Origin of the sequence: Paraburkholderia tagetis (assembly GCF_022213065.1) — a bacterium.
Lineage (GTDB): Bacteria > Pseudomonadota > Gammaproteobacteria > Burkholderiales > Burkholderiaceae > Paraburkholderia > Paraburkholderia tagetis.
Window position 1 is genome coordinate 1 of the sequence record NZ_JAKLJA010000080.1, and the last position, 17,867, is coordinate 17,867.

Below are 17,867 nucleotides of genomic sequence, written 5' to 3' on the forward strand. Positions count from 1 at the left end.
TTACTGCTCGCTTACGCGTGGAATTCGCGCTCGGGTGTGCGTGGAATTCGCGCTCGGGTCATCGTGGAATCGGTGCTCGGGTCGCCGTGGAATTCGCGCTCGAGTACGCGTGGAATATGCAGCCTTCCGCCCGGAGAACGCGCCGTGGGTCGAATCTGACCGGCTCATCGAGTTCAAAGACCAGAAGGGCTTTAGCAGCGTGATCGAGGTCAAGACCACCGACCTGTCGATCAGTGGTCGGCGCGCAGAGGACCCGTGGGACGATCGCATTGAGGATGGCGGCCGCCTGCGCCCGCTCCCCGCTTCCGAGCAGTCAGTGCTGCTTGAGTCGTTAGCCGCTCTCCGCAACACGGAGATGACGCTTGTTCATTTGTTCGCACTGTTGACGGGCGCTCGCATCCAGACGGTACTGACCATGCGCGCGAAACACGTGGCGCGCAAGCCGGGCGACTTTCATGGCGACGACATCCGTCTCGCCTGCGGGCCAGGTACTGGCATCGACACGAAGGGCGCTGTCAAGGGTGTGTTGCACCTGCCACGCGCTTTCTACGAGCGGCTGTACATCTACGTGCACAGCGATCGTGCGCGCAAGCGTCGCCAACTGGCAGACGGCGGCGATCACTGCGACCAGCCGCTTTTTTTAAGCCATCGCGGTGCGCCGCTCTACGAGAATCGCGCATCGCGCGGCCCAGTCAGCACTGGCACGCAGGTGCGTCGCCACGTCAAGACCGGGCAGGCCGTGCGCCAGTTCATCAGGGATGAACTGCTGCCAATGATGCGCATGCACCTCGGCAACCCCAGGTACGAGTTCAGCTTCCACGACCTGCGCGCGACCTTCGGGCTGAACATGGTCGATGCTATGACAGCGAAGGAGACGAAGTACATGCGGGCGCTCGATCAGTTGCGGCAGTTGATGTGGCACGTACGACTGTCCACGACCGAGCGCTACCTTGCTTACCGCGAGAACCGCAAGCTGTTCGACGCTGTGCAGGACGGCTGGGGCACTCACCTGTCGACGCTGGTCACGCGCACCCTCGACACGGCGGTGGCAGTATGAGCCGCCAGTACGAGGAAGTGCGTATGCCCCTCGCCGAAGGCACGCTGCTTTTGCATCCCGAGCGCGCGCTGCTCAGGTGGGAAGGCATGAGCAGCCGTTCCGATATCGGGCAGATCTGCTATCTGAGGCGTGATACGTCAAGCTCGCAGCGCAGGCGCCGCACTTTCGACCATTCAAGCTTTAGCAGCGAACGCGCAAGCGTCGTTCGTCTGCTGGTGACGCAGCTTTCCGGGCGTATGGCCCTTGGCGCGATGCGTCCGAAGACGGTTCACCGCGCTTTGCGTGTTGTGCTTGATTTCGCGAACTGGGCCGACCGGCAGGGTTTGCATCAAGTACTCTGTAACGAGAAGGCTACAGCGAAGGCGGTTCATCGCTACTTCCGTGAGAAGCGCGAACAGGTCTCGCTGGGTAACGTGAACCGCAATTCCGTAGCCACCGATCAGCGTAATTTGTTGTCGATGCTACGTGAGTTCTTCCGCAATGACGACTTCTGCGCCGATGTGATGGTGCTGCGCCAACAACGGGAAGCTTCTGTGCCGACAGTTGTGCCTGACGCTCAGGCACAAGCCGACCTGCTCACGTGGGCTGACGCGCTATTCAGCAGCATCAGCAGGTTGGTGCTCGACTTCAAGCCCTACCCGGTGCGGGTGACCACAGCGCGAGGTGAGAATCTTTGCCTTGTTCCGCACATCTACGGCCGTGGTGACGGAGACGACTCGCGCGGCCTCTTTGGCTGGAATCTGGAGACAGGAGAGCCGCGTACACGGGAGGAACTCAGGACGCGCATGGCTGGGGCAGGAGCTAAAACTCCTCGCGAGAGTTCGTGGAACATCGCCAGGCTAACGGCTAAAAATCTTGCGGCAGCGAACGCGGACGCGCAGTCGCCGATCCGACGCTCGCACGCTTCGATAGCGGCATCTTGCTTCGCCGCGCTGTTTCTGGCCGAAACGGGCATCAACCTCGCACAACTGCTGGCCATGAAGTGGAGCCCGGAGCTTGCCGCGAGCCTTAAGGATGCGTCGGTTGCGCGTCAGAAGTTTCGTGAGGTCAAGTACCGGGCAGGCGGGAAGGAGGTTACGTTCACCGTCTCGCTGGGCTTCATGCCAAAGCTCAAGGCGTATCTGGCGTTGCGCGAGTATCTGGTGCAGGACGCAGACTGGGACGCGTTGTTCGTCGTAGTCGGGCATCATGCGCAGCTGCGGCGGCTAACGGGTCTCTCAACACAATTCCTGGAACGGCTTTACCGTCGACTCGACACGCTCGGGATCATGCTGCCGCGTATTAGCGCACGTCAGTGGCGTGCGGCAAAGCAGGATTGGGCGGTGAGCAACCACGACCCTCTCGTCGCAGCCAGGCTGATGGGGCACTCGCTGGCCACGGCGCTGCGCTCATACTCGAACGGCACGGATGCCGCGCACAAGGCCGAGATGGGCGCGTTCCTCGCTTCGGTCGAGAAGACCGTGCTCAAGCCCGGCAACGACCCGGCGGGCAGCATCAGGAGCGCGGTGGGCGCCTGCATCGAGTTCCACAAGCCTGCGCCGATCGCCGCATCGGTCTCCATCCAGCCGGACTGCCGCTCGACCGAAGGGTGTCTCTTCTGCGACCAGTACCGCGTGCATGCCGATGCTGTCGACATCCGCAAGCTGCTGAGCTGCCGTCACTGCGTCAGGCTCGTCAGCGGGCATGCTGACTCGATCGAGCAGTACGACAGCTCGTTCGGCGCGGTGCTGAGACGCGTCGACTTCCTCCTGTGTGAACTGCGCAAGCGCGACGCGGCGCTGGTCGATCACATAGAGCAGGACGTTGATGTCGCAGGGAATCTGGACGCTTTCTGGTCGGCCAAGCTCGACCAGCTATTCGAATTGGGAGTGGCATGAACAACACGCTGGTTCTGCCTATCGCTAACCGCCCCGACTGGTACCGTGTCGAGGATGATACGGTCGTCACGCGCGATACGGCAGGGAAGACTGTTTCGCTGTTTGGTGACGACGCCTGGAACGTCCGTGCGTACGCGGTTGGGCTGCGTTGGACCCATATCTTTTTCAGAGGCCACCTGCCTGACGGCGCGAGCCGTGCCTTTTCAGAGGCGACTACGCGTCAGTGGAAACAGGTCATGTACTTTCTGATGCACGAAGCGACCGATACGGTACCTGCATCCGGTACGCTTCAAGCTCGTTCAACCTACCTGAGGGAGTTCACGTTCTTTGCCGCCGCACGTCAGCTTACGCTCTACCAGGGATTGTCCAACGTCGCCGTTGTTCTGGACTATGTGGCCCCGGCCGGGATGGAGGCGAAGGCCCAACGCCTTCATTCGATTCTGGTGCAGCTTCACCGTCTGGGCGTTGAGACCACAGGGCTGCGCGTACCACTGGCCCAACTGCATAAGCCGCTGCTCGAACGCTTCGCGCAACACGCAGGATACTCACAACACCCCGTCATCCCGACGCGGATCTACCAGCACTTTCTGTCAACCGGTGAGCATGATCTCGGCGTCGCTGAGGGCATTGCCGACATGCTGTCGGACTACCTCGCACGACTGTACGCCGGTGAGAGTCCAGGCGTCCCCTCTGAACTGGTAAGGATTGCTGCGCAATTTGGTCGCAAGGACTCCCCTTACGTCGTGTCGTCACTTGTGGCTTCGATCAGGGCGTTATGCCAGCTTGTCATCCTGTCATTCACCGGCATGCGTGCGACGGAAGCGGAGAACCTCCCGTACGACTGCCTGAGCGAGACCCGCCTGGATGGCGTGACCCATTACGCCATCCAGGGCATCACGACCAAGCTGTCGGGCGGTCGTCCGAGGCGCGCATGCTGGGTGACCAGTCCGCTCGCTGCACGTGCTATCAGGCTCGCGCAAAAGCTGTCGGGCGAGGCGCATCGTGCGCACGGCGCACAAGGCTATGCCGAATCGACAGACGGTTCGCACCTGCTGTTCTGCCGGATGGGTCTGAGTCAGCGTTATGGGTACATGGCAAACCGGGCGGCGAGTAACGTACACGACGATATCGAAGCCTTTCGTGAGCGCGTCTTCCCGACGATCACGGTCGAGGACATCGCTGAGCTGAAGCGGGTCGACATGCACCGCGCGTGGGAAGACGAGTCGAAGTACGCGCTCGGGCAGCGGTGGCCGTTTACGCGCCATCAGCTTCGCCGCACGCTCGCGCTGTACGCGCACCGCAGTGGTCTCGTAACGCTGCCGACGCTCAGGCGTCAGCTGCAGCACATCACGCAGGAGATGAGCATGTACTACGCTCGAGGCTCGGCATTCGCGAAGGGCTTCATCGACACCGACAAGACCCACTTCGCGAAGGAATGGGCCGAGACACAGGGACTGTCAGAGTACCTCGCGTACGCCGAGCAGGTGCTGTTCTCAGACGAGCGGCTGTTCGGCGGGCACGCAGCGTGGACGCAGAGCCGTGCCGTGCAGGCCTCCCCTGTGTCGGTCTATTCGCGCGAGCAGACGGTGAGGATGTTCGGGAAGGGTGAGCTGGCGTACCGCGAGACGGTGCTCGGAGGCTGTGCCAGCGTCGAGCCGTGCAAATCGACGCCACTCGACTGGATGCGTCTGGATTGCCTCGAATCGAACTGCCGTAATCTCGTCGTCGTGCCGTCGAAGCTTCAGCGCGTGATCAAAGCGCAGCAGGTTACGGTCGCGAAACTGCACGCGGTCAATGAGACGAGCGTCGAATACCGTATCGAAGCGCAGACGCTGCAACGACTGTTCGACGCCCAGAAGAAACTGATCAAACCGGAGGCGGCATGAGCGACGCAATGACCGACTACTACGCCGCCCTTGAGCGGCTGAAGAAGCGCAAAGGTGCGCGTATCAACAACGACACCGTGGCGATCGAGGCTGGCCGCAAGAAGGGGAGCATCAAGAAGTCGCGCCCGCAATTCACCGAACTGATCGCAGCGATCGACGCGGCCAACGTGGTGGCCGGGCGCCCGAAGCTCGAACTGAACGAGCGTCTGAACCGTGCGAAGGGCGACGCGAAGGATTTGCAGGCACAGCTTGACGAATCGCTCGCTCGTGAACTCTCACTGCTGCGTCAAGTATTCAACCTGCGCAAGGAACTGGCCGCACTGCGTGGCGGTAGCGTCCTGCCCTTGCAGCCGCGCTAGATCGGGGCGGGCGCCTTCGCTCGAAACGGGTGCCTGGGCTGCTTCGCTGTGTCGACCTGGTGCCCGCGAAGATTCCCACTACCGGTCACCCGGCGGGTGACGCATCAAATCCGATCGTGGTTCTGTGACACCGCTGAACGGGTCAAGCGGGTGCAGCCCGGCGAAGTGAACCCTTGACGTGCGATGGGTTGACACGCTCCAGCATGGTTGGAAGCCCGGCTTTATCGGGCTTCCAACCATGCGAAACCTGCGGCGAAAGATGGACACGCCGACGGTCGTTCTGTCCATTATTTCGGCTGATCCGATGGACACTCCACAGACTGCTGATTTCAGCAATTTCAAGGCTCCGGCTGATGTCCATTGTTTTTTTCTTGCGCGTAAGGGAAGCAACGCGTCGTAGTCGTCGACGGTCTTCGCCAGAGGCAGGCGCTGGAACAGCCAAGTGAGGTACCGGTAGGGATCGATGCTGTTTGCTTTGCAGGTTTCGACGAGCGTATAGAGATTGGCGCTCGCGTTCGCGCCTCCGACGGTGTCCGAGAACAGCCATCCGCGGCGCCCCACGCAGAATGGTCGAATCGCATTCTCAACAGCGTTGTTCGAGATAGGCCAGTCGCCGTTCTCGACGTAACGGATGAGCTTGGGCCACTGCGCGCGCAGGTAAGTCAGTCCCTTGCCGAGCAGGCTTTTCGGTACGACGCCGGGCGATTGCTCGAGCATCAGCGCGTGGATGGCGTCGAGTACGCGCGCGCTGTATCGTCGTCGCAACCGCTGTCGTCGCTGTGAGGTCCACGTCGTACTGCGCGCCTCGGCCACGAACAGCTTGCCGATCAATTTGATGAAGCGCGTCGCCAACAGATCGGGCGTTCGGGCAGCCTTTGGTACGCTGTCCTCTGCTTTGACGAAGTACCGTCTCAGGTGAACCCAACATCCAAGGTGCACGAGCTGGTAACGCCGGGCAATGTCGTTGTAGGGCTCGTAGCCATCGGTCATCATGACCGCGCCCTCGCGGATCCCGGTGAACAGCTTGTCGGCCAGCCTGGTGCCACGCCCCGGTGTATAGGTGAAGCATCGGATGGGCACGCCCGAATCGGTCATCTGCGCCCAGAGATAACTCTTCGTTTGCGGTCGACGGCCCTTTTTCTTCAACACCTGGAGTGTCGTCTCGTCGCAGTAGATCAGCTCGGCATCGAGCAACGCATCACGCATCAGGTTGATTACGGGTTGCGTTCCGAGACCCACACGGACCATGCTCGCAGCAATCGTGTTCGACGAGATGTCGCCGCCGAAGCGACGTAGCAGACCGGCCTGGCGATACAGTGGCATCCCGAACTGATACTTGCCGGCGGCGATCCATGCAAGCGCCGATTCGCTCAACAGGCCGCGAGGGATGATGCGAGGCGGCGCCGGCGTCACCTTGATGCCGAGATCGCAGCACGGACACGCATATTTGACGCGTTGGTGCTGGATCACGCGAAGCTGCTCCGGAATCACGTCGAGCTGCTCGCTGATCTCCACGCCAAACTCGACGAGCGCGTGACCATCGTTCATGCAGAAGCGTTCAGCCTCAGGCAGCTCGTGCCGCACCACGTCGCGCGGCAGGTTGGGATCAAGCGGCTTGCGATGGCCCCGCTTCTTGCGCGTATGTGCGCCGACCGTCGATTCTGGCGTATCTTCCTGAGCAGGTGAGCTGCTCGCGCCGAGCACCTCGGCTTCGTTGAACCGGCTGGGTTGATCCGAATCTCGTGCCTCGCTCTTTGCGCCGAACAACTCGCGACGGTAGGCCCGGAGTCGTTCCTCGGCGAGATCGCGTTCCGCTGTCACGAGCCGCAGGGCGCCGCGTAATGCCTCCTGTTCTTCTCGCAACGCACGAGCGGCATCGCGTTCGGCGAGCAGCTCTTTCAGTTCGTCGGCGGTGATCGTGACGTTGACCGGCATGCTGGGTTAGACCAGCACACCGTCTGCCTGTTCAGCTCACACGCAGATATTCCTGCTTCGGATGTCGTCGAATCGTAGTGATGTCATCGCCATCGAGCAGCGCGTGCAGCACGTTGGTCGTCATCGTCACGACCTCAGCCTTGTTGTCGGGCCAGATGAAACGGCTGGCCTCCAATCGTTTGTAACATACCTCGAAATGCAGGCTCTGGGGCTGCCACAGAACATCTTGTCCGCATCACTCACCCGTTCCACCCGTTCAGCGGACAGCAACTTCTTTGTGTCGGTGAACGCTATAACCGGTCTGGCCGACGTCTCCTGCTGCGCATCGACGACAAGAGTTATTGCTCCGTTCCTCCGAAGTGGACCGATATGAGCGAGCCTGATCCCGAGATCTTTATGGGACGAGAGCGCGCGTTGTTCACGGTCAACGACTTGATGGAGCTTGCGCTACTCGTGAGACGTCTTTCGTACGCGCGTGCCGGAAGCAGCACTTGGCCGTAAAGGGATCTTTGCCGCAGGTGTAAGGTAATTAACGCCGCTTATTCAAAAGCTGCGTCGTAAGCGGTCGGACAGATATCGTCAATTTGGCGCTTGTAAACTGAACATAAAAGACCTTGACAAAGCGAATGTGGCGGCATAATTTATTTACAGTGAAATGCACCCATTTGGAGTGAACGTGCCGCCCAATGAACGCAAGCGCTCGAAGACGGATGTCCTCGCGGAGGACGGTACGCTGAATCCAACGCCGTCGAACGTTCTCGACGCCAAGTTCCAAGAGGGTGGATTCTTCGATCCCCATGACGCTGTGCAAGTCAAGTATGAGATGTTGCGTCGCGTTTCTGTTGAGAAGGGCTCCATAACACAGATCTCCGACGAATATGGTGTTTCGCGGCCAACCTTCTATCAGGCGCGGGCGGACTTCGAGCAAGGAGGAATCGCTGGGCTGGTTCCGAGGAAACGAGGGCCGCATGGTCCGCACAAGATCCAGGGCGAGGTGTTGGCGTTCCTCAAGTTACAACACACGCCAGGAGAACCACTTCGGGCGCGCGAACTGGCAAAGCTAGTTCGCAAAGAATTTGGTCTGGATGTACACCCGAGAACGATCGAGCGAGCGTTCGGTGTAAAAAAAACGGTGGAATAGCGGGATGCTGTGCTTGGCCGTCGGCCGTGTCGGCGCCGATCACCGCGCAATACGAGGTGATGCGTTCCGCCGCGCTTGGTCAGGCCTTGCCTGTAGAAGCCCGGCGCGGACTCAGCGTCTTCCTTGCGCGAGGGATGTGGGCGTGGGCACGCATGATGGTTCCGGGGCGTGCACCGCCCGAACCAGATGTCACTCGATCATCGACGAACGCTCAGCCCATCGAGCGTCAAGGCTTTATCTACGTACTCGCAGGCATGGCTGTGACGGTCAATGAGCGGAGAACATCGTGAACGCGTCCCTTAAAGTTCAGCCTCACCACCTCGAACGGAGTGCTTATCTCTACGTCCGGCAGTCGTCGATGCGGCAAGTCCTCGAGAACGTCGAGAGCACAAAGCGACAATATGCCCTGCGTGGACGCGCGACGGCGCTTGGCTGGCGTGACGAGCAGATCGTCACTATCGATAGCGACCAAGGGGAGTCTGGAGCATCGGCGTCCTGGCGGGAGGGGTTTCAACGATTGGTCACTGACGTGGGCATGGGCCGCGCAGGCATCGTCATGGGCCTGGAGGTGTCGCGCCTGGCCCGAAACAATGCTGACTGGCATCGGCTTCTGGAAATCTGCGCGCTCGCTGATACGCTGATTCTCGACGAAGACGGGATATACGATCCAGCAAGCTTCAATGACCGGCTCCTGCTTGGGCTCAAAGGAACAATGAGTGAAGCGGAGCTTCATGTTCTCAAAGCGCGCCTACGAGGCGGCATTCTGAACAAGGTGAATCGAGGCGAGTATCGGTGCCTGCTACCGACCGGCTTCGTATATGACGACCTTGGCAACGTAGTGCTCGACCCAGATTCCCAAGTCAGAGAGACCATCACATACTTCTTTGAGACGTTCTTGCGAGTCGGCTCTGCCAGCCAGACAGTCAAGGTCTTCAAGAAGGAAGGCCTCCTGTTTCCATCCCGTATGCGCAACGCGAAGTTCTTGGTCTTCCAGCACCTCACCGCGTCGACGGCACTTCGCATGTTGAACAACCCGCGCTACGCAGGCGCTTACGCCTACGGCCGGAGGCACTATCGCAAACTCGCAGACGGGCGGAAAGTGCCGAGAAAGCGTGATCGCAATGACTGGCTTGCTTGCATTCCGGACGCCCATCCTGGATACATTACCTGGGAGCAGTATCAGCAGAACCTTGCTGTTCTGGCGACGAATGGTCGCGGGTATAAAGTCGCGCGATCATCGCCACCTCGCGAGGGAGCTGCTCTTCTCCAGGGACGCGCCATCTGCGGTCGTTGTGGTCGGTATCTCCGGCTCCGGTACGCTACGCGACGCGGACGACAGGAAGCCTGGTATGTCTGCGATCGAGCACATGGCGCTCGTGGAGAACCTTGCTGCCAGTCAATTGCCGGAGCGCCGATTGATGAAGCAGTTGGCGCATTGATCGTCGCGTCGATGACTCCGGCTGCCGTTGAGTTGGCATGGGAGATACGCAGGGAAATCGAAGCGCGTCATGATGAGGCCGATCGATTACGCCTGCGCGCTATCGAACGCGCCAAGTTCGATGCAGATCTTGCGCAACGGCGCTTCATGCTGGTCGACCCAGGTAACCGACTGGTCGCCGACACACTCGAGCAAGAATGGAACGACAAGCTGCGCATATTGGCCGACGCGAGAGAACAAAGGGAGCGTAGCCAGCAGCAGGAGCGTCTCATACTCGACGATGCGATCCGCGACCGGCTCATCGCAATGACAGCGGACTTCAAAACACTTTGGCGTGATCCATCGCTGGCGAATCGAGAGCGAAAGCGGCTGCTAGCCTACATCGTCGAGGACGTCACACTGGTCAAACTTCCAGACGAAGGGACAACAAAGATTCACGTTCGCTTCAAGGCCGGCAAGACTGAAACGCTCACGGCGCAGAATCCCAAAACATCTGCACAACAGGTCAAAACCCAGCCAGAGGTCCTCGAGCTCATCGACAAGCTTCTCGATGACCATACATGCTCTCAGATTGCGCAGCTCCTTAATGATCGGGGCATCCGTCCCGGCGGTTGTGTCCGTCCAGGTAAGAGCAACATTCGGTTCGACGCACTGCGCGTCTCATACATCGCACACCGAAACGGACTTCGATCCCGCCGCGACAGACTGCGCGACCGAGGCATGCTCACAAAACCGGAGGCTGCAGCTCGACTCGGCATCCACGAAGCAACACTCACCAGGTGGGTCGAATACGGCCTTGCCAAACGACATGCCTATAACGATCATGCGTTCCTCTATGAAGTCCCGGATTCCCACCCGCCTGTGAAGCACAGCAGCAGATGGGACCGACTCACTGACCGTGCGAAAGCGGCGCACAGCGAGCGTGGCATCTAAAACCCTCTGATCCGCGAATAGGAGTTGCAGTATGAATGCAGCTAGTTCGTCATAAGCCAGAAACCGCTGCCGTCCCAGCCAAGGATCTTGATCCTGTCGCGACGCCGGTTTCCGAAGATGTAAAGCGACGAGTCCATCGGATTCAGGCGCATCGACTGTTCAACGAGAATCGACAGGCTGTTCATGCCGTACCGGAAGTCGACAGGATCGCGGTGCAGATACACCTTCAGATTGTCGTCGAACCGGAACACGGCATCCTCCCAAGGATCTGAACCAGGGTTGTCAGTTCATCAATGGTCGCGATGGCTTTGCCCAGTTCGAGTTCGACACCGTTCGAGAGATGCACATGTAGCGTGAGCGTCATCGACGGGGGCGGCGGTGTGGACGCAGGCGGTACCGCGATGACAGGTACGAACGCAGGTGGTGGTGCCGCGGCAACGACGAGTTGGTGAGAACTCGGAGGATCGATCGCCAGGCTGTCAGTCGCATCACCCGAATGCGGCAAGTCGCCGCCGTTATCCTGCGGCGTCGGCGAGACGCCTTTCTCGCGCTCCATCAGGTATTTCGTGATCCACTTGCGCAGCAGGTTGGCGTTGATCCCGTGCTCTTGCGCCATGCGCGCCACCGAGACGCCGGGGCGTAACGCCGCCTCGATCAATGCCCGTTTGCCATTTTCATCGTAGCGGCGACGGCCGTCGCTGCTTTGCCGAACTACTCTCAACTCTGAGTCTTTGTCAGCCATAGGTGTCCACCTCACAAATAGGTGGACACCTATGCTCCTCGCTCAGAGTGCTGTTGGGTAGACGTCGATAGTGGATCGCTTACGATTAACCAGCGAGCGGTCCGCTTCTCCACTGCGCAGACGCTCGAGCGCAATCCGTGCACGCAGCGCAAGATCCGAGGATTCCTTGCGGGGCATGGGAAGAAAGAGCGATTTTGCATGCGCACTGGCAGACGGACGACGCGGGGATCGATAGTTTTTGTTGGACATGTTCGACAGCGGGCGAATGGATTTCGGCTTCGCATGTTGGGATGCTTCACCCCGCCGCAAGAGCGAGCGTCAAAATTTGTCCCTGCATCGCCGCTCGTCACTTTTATTACGGGCGCGGCCCGCGATGATCGGGCTGCAGCCATGTCAGAAATCGGCCGAGTAATGCGACTAACAGTCCGCGCCTTCTGCCTCCAACCAGCGCCTGCCGGCGGCATCCACGAACTGCTGAATGCTGAACAGTCGAGACAGACAAGGGCCATTCGCGGCATGACCCTTATTTTGGGGAATTGTTGGGACGACCCTCGCCGTCGCAGGAGTGATGCTGCATGACGCTCCTCGGGCGCTCGAGCCTCCTCTGGTGCAACGCCGTTTCGGGGCGCATGACTTGAATTGGTTATGATCCGGTGATAACATTCGGTATGACCAAAAGAGACTTCAGCCTGGACACGCTCCTGCCGCTTGATGGAGAGGTGTTCGTAGTCGATGGGGCAGGAAAGTTCTGGGTCAAGTTTGAGGTGAAACAGGTTGATGCATCGCCTGAACGCCCTCATGGACTTAGATACTCCCTGACCCTGCATGATGCACAAGGTGATCGTGTTCTGGGTTTCGACAATGCTCACCCGGTCACGGAAGGATCCGGGCCAGGTGCGCGAACACGGATCGAGTACGATCACCGACACTCAGGAGAGCGGATACGCTTTTACGAGTATTTCGATGCGGCCAGGTTGCTTGAAGACTTCTGGGCCGCAGTCGAAGCCGTTCTGCAGGAAAGGAGCCATTAGGATGACCAACACGACCACGTTGAAAGTCGGCATTGCGTCGCTGGAGCAGTACAAGGCCAGAACGATGGCGATCGCGCGCGGTGAACACAAGCCGTCTCCGGACGAACCCAAGGTCTGGTTTCAGTCCATCGAAAGCCTTTCGCAGGTCCTGTCCGAAAAGAACCGTGCCCTTCTTGCGCTGATTGCGCAGACGGAGCCGGAGTCTGTCAACGAGCTGGCGCTCAGGACGGGACGAGCCAAGTCGAACCTCTCAAGGACCTTGAAAACGCTCGAGCAGTATGGACTGATCCATTTTGAAAAGGGACCCGGCCGTCAGATGGCGCCGCGGGCCAACTATTCGGGTGTATCGCTCGAAATGTCCTTCCAGTAACGCTACGCGGCAGCTAATTCCTCCCCCAGCGAGCGCGGGAGGAATGGCTTGGGCAACGTCGCGTGAGCTGACAGTAGAGACTTCAGGGCAGCAGTCGCGCGAGACACCCCCGCCTGGCCAGGTGGAAACGGGGCACGTGACGCCACAGGTGCATGGCTGGAAGCATTGTCACGCGACCGACGCTTCAATTCTCACCCGTTCGTCTGGAGCAAGCCCGTCGGTGAAAGAGCGTCGGATTGATTTGTACCAGCAACGCATCGGAGTGAGTGCCATGGACATTGATACTGCTGCAGTTGACGATGCTGTTCTCGCACTTCTTTATTTGACGCTCCATGACTACAACCGTGCATGGAAGAGCTTCGATTGGGATGTAATGAATCGGCTTCATGAACGAGGCATGATTGACGATCCCGTCAACAAGGCGAAATCCGTCGTGCTCACCGACCAGGGCCTGCGCGAATCCGGGCGCCTCTTCAGGCAACACTTCGTCCGCGCAAGCAGAAAAGAATAACGATGAAGAGAATCTCCAGCCCGCGACAAGGGGTCTTCGTGTGTTCTGGCGGCCGGGAGGTAACCCATGAGCCCGCATCGAGACGGCAATCATTGACGTTAATCGATTGCGGGAATTCGCGCGCAAACCTGGATCCGCTGCTTAACCTGGACGGCATCGTGTTCTGAGGTGCGGCGCGACAGCAATCCGTGTGCGCTCGTGTCACAAAAGCACGCTGCACGAAGCTCTAGACTCCCCCTATGGCACACCGCGAACCCACTCACAAGGATCGAACATGAACCCGACTGAAAGCGTTGTCCCCGCGCTGTCCAACGACTACTCGGAGGCCTCCGAGGCGTTGACCGGGATTTTCGCTGTTAAGCTGAGTGACGGTGGCTGGAGTGTCGCCGACGGCATCGGCTCCTCGATGACACGTCTCGAATGCGCCCATGCCGACGGTTGGCACCTGCCGGTGCGTTTCGAGACCGAAGACGCTACGCTGGTGGCCATCTACAACGGTCCCGATGCATCAACATACGACACGTCGCCCGATGGCGTGTGGGCCCGGTACTGCCTTTCCAATGGCGGGGTTGCGTGCGAGACCTATCGCCGTCAAGAGGGCCAGGAGTAACAGTCTCGCAGTTCCTCGAAGGGCTCCGCCGTCGATTGTGTACCTGAAGCCGGGTGACCCTATGCGCGCACCGGACCCAGACCACCTCGATGCGTTATATGCGTCACGGCACGAGAGGAGCCTGGTCCGCTACGACAGGCTCATAACAGGATTGCCTGCTGCAGCAGTTCCAGGGCCTTCAGTTCGTCCAGGTGACCCGTGCGTGCCTTGCCTGCCAGCGTCTTGATCAAGGCTTCCGCTATCGGCTCAATGCCGTGAAGATTGTCCAGGCTCGTCACGCAAGCCAGGGGGAGCGTTTGGAGCGCCACCGGCTTTCGCTGCGGTACTGTGGACGCGGCGAACGACTCAAGGGGTGCCGGTGCGGCTGCCGGTGCACCGGCATCATTTTCTTCAGGCAGGCGACCGGTGACGTCGTCGGGAAAACCATTGACATGATCTTGCGCGCTGGTAACGATCGCCTCTTGCTCTCCTGCGACATCCGCCGAAACAGTTGAGCTTTCTGGATCGCTCGCCTGCGTGCGCCGCGCACGCGTCTTAGTACCGGTGGCCTTCACTGGCATGTCATCGTTTGTTGCGGGCGCAAGCGATTCGTGCTGTTGGGCGGATACGCGTCCGCGCGAAGCAGGCGTAAGCAGTTGCGACACCGACGCTGGAATATCGGCTTCAGCGCGCGGGGTGTCCAGCCAGCCAGCTGGTAAACCAAGGCGCTCCGTGAACCGGTTTGCTTCAACAGCGTCCAGGCGTTTCTTGCCATGCAGCCGGTGGGCCATGTTGGACCCACTCAGTTCCATGACGACACCCAGTCTTGCTTTCGAGCCGTTGCGACCCGTGAGAACGTGGAGGTTGGCGCGCCGGATGTTCTCTACGTCGGCGTTATCGTTCAGTGCCAGTGACTGCTGCTGGGCCCCTTCAGGGGGCGTGCTGTGTTTCGAACGCGAAGCCTTTCGCGGCGTCTGGGCGTTGGGCTGTCCGGCCGCTTCGCCCGGACGGGTCTTGACGGCCTTGGGCGTGCCGCCCGTTGCTTTCCTGGGCATTAGTGCTTCCTCGGACAAACTGTCTTCAAGAGAGGGTTGCGGGTCGACGGTCAGGGCAGAAGCCGGCGCGAGTGCTTCGGACTCTGCGTCTGGTCCGTCGTGGGTTTGAATGAAGTCGAGCGGTGACTTCAGCCGGGCGATGGTCTCGGTTGTGAGCCCAGGATTGGGCTGGTCAAAAAAACCTTGTGGCAACCCGAGCGTAGTTTCCATATGAAAGGCGGTCTCAGGTGTGAACCTCTCGCCCTTCATCAGTTCTGCCACGCGCGTCATGCTGGATTCAAGCGCGATGGCGATATTTTCCGCGCCCACTGCGTCGACGAGAAACTGGAACGATCGTGTCTTGAAAATGGAGGCGGTCTGGGCGGAGTCCTGAGCAGGCGCCTTCACATACGGCTGTCTTGGCCGGTTGGGCTGCGACTTCTTTTCGTGGCGAGCCTGGCGTTGGCCGCTGTCGCGGGATCCCGCATATCGCCCGCGGGCATGATTCATAAAGTAGGGCTCCATGCGATCGTTGGAATGTATTGATTATAGACGCGGCGATGTGGGTATTTGATACGTCATTCGCATCATGACGCGCAAATGTATGCCCGGGTGAGGCTGGCGGGCTCCTTGAAGTACCCGTTCTCCGAGAGTGGGTATGAAATGTAGAGGATAACGAATGAATGCCTAGGGGAATTTCAGGTGACCATTCATGGATCCGCGATGAACCCGGCGCACTGGTCAACGGTGCCGACGGCAAGCCGATATCCCTTTCAAGGCAGGGCGCGGCATTCTGATTATCACAGGAATCGGCGCTTTGGCGAATGGAGCGGGGGCTCTACTGACCTGCTCATCACGCCGGCCGCCGTCGACCAGCAGCTCGATCACTCGATCATTTTCGAGTGCAACGTGCTTCGCCTGACAAGTCATTGGGTGACGGCCCTCGTGTCTGATGGCGTGGTGCCCGCTGCGCACACAGCACATGTCATTCAGGCTCACGCCCGGCGGCCAGGATGCCGGGCGCGCTATGTCCCCGGCATGACGTCCTGGCGGCGCGATTCCACAGTATTCGACCACGTTGCGCGAGCTTCATCGCCTTTCATTCTCCAGCTACGAAAATTTATCGATGGAATAACCTTTCAGGTGGAATCGTTTCAGTCATGTCGAAGGCCCAGTTGCTGTGGTGCAAGAACGCGATCACGAGGCCGACACGCAAAGACGTTTGCTGCTCTTGTGGGCGACTCAGCTCGCGGGTGCAGCTACGATCTCGCGACGGCATTTCCAGACTGGCCGGGTTACATCCTCGATGTCTGTTCTGGAGTGTTCGTTTTGCGTCATTTCCCGATGGCACGCCGAGCTCGATGCCCTGACTCCTACACGCGTACGGCGATCGCGTTTCACTGGATACTTGCGGCGCTAATCGTTTGTGGCTTCTCCCTGGGCTGGGTGATGGTCCGCATCCCGGGCATCACGCCCGACAAGCTTCGCTACTTCTCCTGGCACAAGTGGGTCGGCGTGACTGTGTTCGTACTTGCCGTGCTGCGCTTACTCTGGCGCGCAAGTCACGCGGTGCCCGCGCTACCTGCCGGGATGAGTGCCTGGCAACGGGGCGCAGCGCATGCCGTGCATGCGCTCCTCTACGTGCTGATGATCACGATTCCCGTCACGGGCTATCTCTACAGCATGGCTGCCAACGTGCCCGTCGTCTATCTGGGCACGATTGAACTGCCGCGCATTATCGGACCTGATCCAGTGCTGAAGGTCGTATTCAGGACGGTTCACATTGCGCTCAACTACGGCCTGCTCGCGCTCGTTTCCATACACATTGCGGCGGCCATCAAGCATCAGTGGCATGACCGCGACCGTCTGCTCTCGCGTATGCTTCCTTTCCTCAAATAGCAGGACTGGTCGATGGGGCCGTGCGGGGTTTCCTCGTGTTGGACGACGGCAAAACGGCAATGTAATCATTCACGGATCACCGCGTTCCCTGACGAATTCGGCCTGAATCCTCATGTGCACGTCATCCCCGACAGTGGGAGACCATCTCGAGAGCCCGAACGCCGCCCGGCTGAAATGGCCATCGGCGGAAAAAGCCAGTGTTTCGGGAGCGCCCGGTGGATGGGGCGGACTTTCGTCGAACGTCACGGCGAGCGCGACGGGATACGTCTTCGCACGGATTGTCAGATCGCCCATCAAAAGGCCAGTGACGGTACTCGTGCGGGAGAAGCGTTTGCTCACGAAGAGAATAGCCGGATATTGCGCGACGTCGAGCATGTCGCCTCCTTTCACGATCCCGGCAACGAACGGTACGTTTGCCTCAAGGCTTGCCGCATCGATTGTCACCGTGACGCGGCCCGCGACAGAGCCCCGGAACCCTTCTAGCTCAGCGCATATGCGGCTAAAGCGCATCGTGAGGCTTGAGTGCCAGTAGTTCGCTACCTCGAACGTCACACCCGAATGGCGGGGATCGAGCCGATACTGTGCCAATGGCACAGACGTAACGATCTGCTCGCCAGCAACCCCAAACCCTGAACAGGCAACGCAGGCGAACGCTGCGATCATGGCGGCGCATGCGCTCACACGATGCATCGCCGCACTTCGTCGACGGATGGGACGGCGATACCGCATGTTGCTACCTCCACTTCTCAGGATGCCCGCCAAGCGCGCTGCAGACCTCAACAGCAATCTTGCGCAATTGACCCTTCGCCATCTGCCCGGAGAGCGCATAACCCGTGTGGTCGATTGCCCAACTGAACGTGCGGCGATCACCTTCCCGCAGGAATCGCAGGGTCATTTCGCGTTGTGAGGCCGCGCTCACATAAAGCGCCAGCCGCGCGCCGGTGAGCTATCGTTGAAAGTGGTGTACGCGGCGTAGGGATGAGGCAGGAGAAGGCGGTGGCAATTGAAGGAGAATGTTGCTTCTCACGGTAACACTTCCTCGATCGAACTCCACCACCATGGCGA

The 17,867-nt window shown here is 59.8% G+C and carries 18 protein-coding genes and 1 pseudogene; 13 read left to right on the forward strand and 6 right to left on the reverse strand.

The annotated features are described in order from the left end of the window. Nucleotides 1–109 precede the first annotated feature (109 nt). Genes L5014_RS37335 through L5014_RS37350 form a run of 4 tightly spaced genes read left to right on the forward strand, consistent with a single transcriptional unit; the run spans nucleotide 110 to nucleotide 5,179 of the window. Nucleotides 110–1,057 (forward strand): site-specific integrase, encoded by a 948-nt coding sequence (locus tag L5014_RS37335; protein ID WP_238468884.1) that lies wholly within the window; start codon nucleotides 110–112, stop codon nucleotides 1,055–1,057. Nucleotides 1,058–1,080: 23 nt separating this feature from the next. Beyond that, complete coding sequence (locus tag L5014_RS37340; RefSeq protein ID WP_238468885.1) at nucleotides 1,081–2,934, forward strand: integrase; 1,854 nt, start codon at nucleotides 1,081–1,083, stop codon at nucleotides 2,932–2,934. Beyond that, nucleotides 2,931–4,820 (forward strand): integrase, encoded by a 1,890-nt coding sequence (locus L5014_RS37345; RefSeq protein ID WP_238468886.1) that lies wholly within the window; start codon nucleotides 2,931–2,933, stop codon nucleotides 4,818–4,820. The genes L5014_RS37340 and L5014_RS37345 overlap by 4 nt, the downstream gene beginning before the upstream one ends. Continuing rightward, entirely contained in the window at nucleotides 4,817–5,179 is a 363-nt protein-coding gene (locus tag L5014_RS37350; protein ID WP_238468887.1) for a hypothetical protein, read from the forward strand. The genes L5014_RS37345 and L5014_RS37350 overlap by 4 nt, the downstream gene beginning before the upstream one ends. A gap of 375 nt (nucleotides 5,180–5,554) precedes the next feature. Here L5014_RS37350 and tnpC read toward each other — a convergent pair. Then, a pseudogene (gene tnpC / locus L5014_RS37355) lies at nucleotides 5,555–7,114 on the reverse strand (IS66 family transposase); the annotation flags it as partial. 31 nt (nucleotides 7,115–7,145) lie between these two features. Then, nucleotides 7,146–7,334, reverse strand: coding sequence for an IS66 family insertion sequence element accessory protein TnpB (tnpB, locus tag L5014_RS37360; protein ID WP_338019392.1), 189 nt, complete (start codon nucleotides 7,332–7,334; stop codon nucleotides 7,146–7,148). 14 nt (nucleotides 7,335–7,348) lie between these two features. On the opposite strand from tnpB (L5014_RS37360), the gene L5014_RS39145 reads away from it, so the two are divergent. From L5014_RS39145 to L5014_RS37370, 3 genes are all read left to right on the forward strand, one after another. Beyond that, nucleotides 7,349–7,615: a DUF5372 family protein gene (locus L5014_RS39145; protein WP_420800202.1), complete on the forward strand. Its 267-nt coding sequence runs from the start codon at nucleotides 7,349–7,351 to the stop codon at nucleotides 7,613–7,615. Between the two features lie 175 nt (nucleotides 7,616–7,790). Next, nucleotides 7,791–8,255: a helix-turn-helix domain-containing protein gene (locus tag L5014_RS37365; RefSeq protein ID WP_238468889.1), complete on the forward strand. Its 465-nt coding sequence runs from the start codon at nucleotides 7,791–7,793 to the stop codon at nucleotides 8,253–8,255. A 286-nt stretch (nucleotides 8,256–8,541) separates the two neighbouring features. Further along, a complete protein-coding gene (locus tag L5014_RS37370; protein WP_238468890.1) occupies nucleotides 8,542–10,626 on the forward strand; it encodes a recombinase family protein in 2,085 nt (694 codons plus the stop codon). A 41-nt stretch (nucleotides 10,627–10,667) separates the two neighbouring features. Here L5014_RS37370 and tnpB (L5014_RS37375) read toward each other — a convergent pair whose 3' ends face one another. After that, nucleotides 10,668–10,877 (reverse strand): IS66 family insertion sequence element accessory protein TnpB, encoded by a 210-nt coding sequence (gene tnpB, locus L5014_RS37375; protein WP_184049637.1) that lies wholly within the window; start codon nucleotides 10,875–10,877, stop codon nucleotides 10,668–10,670. Continuing rightward, nucleotides 10,853–11,368: a transposase gene (locus L5014_RS37380; RefSeq protein WP_238468891.1), complete on the reverse strand. Its 516-nt coding sequence runs from the start codon at nucleotides 11,366–11,368 to the stop codon at nucleotides 10,853–10,855. The genes tnpB (L5014_RS37375) and L5014_RS37380 overlap by 25 nt, the downstream gene beginning before the upstream one ends. Nucleotides 11,369–12,036: 668 nt before the next feature. Here L5014_RS37380 and L5014_RS37385 point away from each other — a divergent pair. The 4 genes from L5014_RS37385 (at nucleotide 12,037) to L5014_RS37400 (ending at nucleotide 13,890) form a co-directional block, all read left to right on the forward strand. Next, on the forward strand, nucleotides 12,037–12,399 hold the full coding sequence (locus L5014_RS37385) for a toxin-antitoxin system TumE family protein (RefSeq protein WP_238468892.1): 363 nt from the start codon (nucleotides 12,037–12,039) through the stop codon (nucleotides 12,397–12,399). Between the two features lies 1 nt (nucleotide 12,400). Beyond that, nucleotides 12,401–12,769: an HVO_A0114 family putative DNA-binding protein gene (locus tag L5014_RS37390; RefSeq protein WP_238468893.1), complete on the forward strand. Its 369-nt coding sequence runs from the start codon at nucleotides 12,401–12,403 to the stop codon at nucleotides 12,767–12,769. Between the two features lie 271 nt (nucleotides 12,770–13,040). After that, on the forward strand, nucleotides 13,041–13,280 hold the full coding sequence (locus L5014_RS37395; RefSeq protein ID WP_238468897.1) for a DUF6429 family protein: 240 nt from the start codon (nucleotides 13,041–13,043) through the stop codon (nucleotides 13,278–13,280). A gap of 274 nt (nucleotides 13,281–13,554) precedes the next feature. Next, nucleotides 13,555–13,890 carry a hypothetical protein gene (locus L5014_RS37400; RefSeq protein ID WP_238468894.1) on the forward strand — a complete coding sequence of 112 codons (336 nt, stop codon included), beginning with the start codon at nucleotides 13,555–13,557 and terminating at the stop codon, nucleotides 13,888–13,890. 140 nt (nucleotides 13,891–14,030) lie between these two features. Here L5014_RS37400 and L5014_RS37405 read toward each other — a convergent pair whose 3' ends face one another. Next, the gene (locus tag L5014_RS37405; protein WP_238468895.1) at nucleotides 14,031–15,413 is read right to left on the reverse strand and encodes a hypothetical protein; all 1,383 of its coding nucleotides are present in this window, start codon (nucleotides 15,411–15,413) and stop codon (nucleotides 14,031–14,033) included. Nucleotides 15,414–16,247: 834 nt separating this feature from the next. On the opposite strand from L5014_RS37405, the gene L5014_RS37410 reads away from it, so the two are divergent. Further along, nucleotides 16,248–16,802, forward strand: a complete 555-nt coding sequence (locus L5014_RS37410; RefSeq protein ID WP_238468898.1) for a cytochrome b — start codon at nucleotides 16,248–16,250, stop codon at nucleotides 16,800–16,802. A gap of 69 nt (nucleotides 16,803–16,871) precedes the next feature. Here the strand turns inward: L5014_RS37410 and L5014_RS37415 are convergent, their stop codons facing one another. Continuing rightward, nucleotides 16,872–17,465 carry a YceI family protein gene (locus L5014_RS37415; RefSeq protein WP_238468896.1) on the reverse strand — a complete coding sequence of 198 codons (594 nt, stop codon included), beginning with the start codon at nucleotides 17,463–17,465 and terminating at the stop codon, nucleotides 16,872–16,874. Nucleotides 17,466–17,529: 64 nt separating this feature from the next. On the opposite strand from L5014_RS37415, the gene L5014_RS38925 reads away from it, so the two are divergent. Further along, nucleotides 17,530–17,709 (forward strand): hypothetical protein, encoded by a 180-nt coding sequence (locus L5014_RS38925; RefSeq protein WP_338019391.1) that lies wholly within the window; start codon nucleotides 17,530–17,532, stop codon nucleotides 17,707–17,709. The last annotated feature ends 158 nt before the right edge of the window (nucleotides 17,710–17,867 follow it).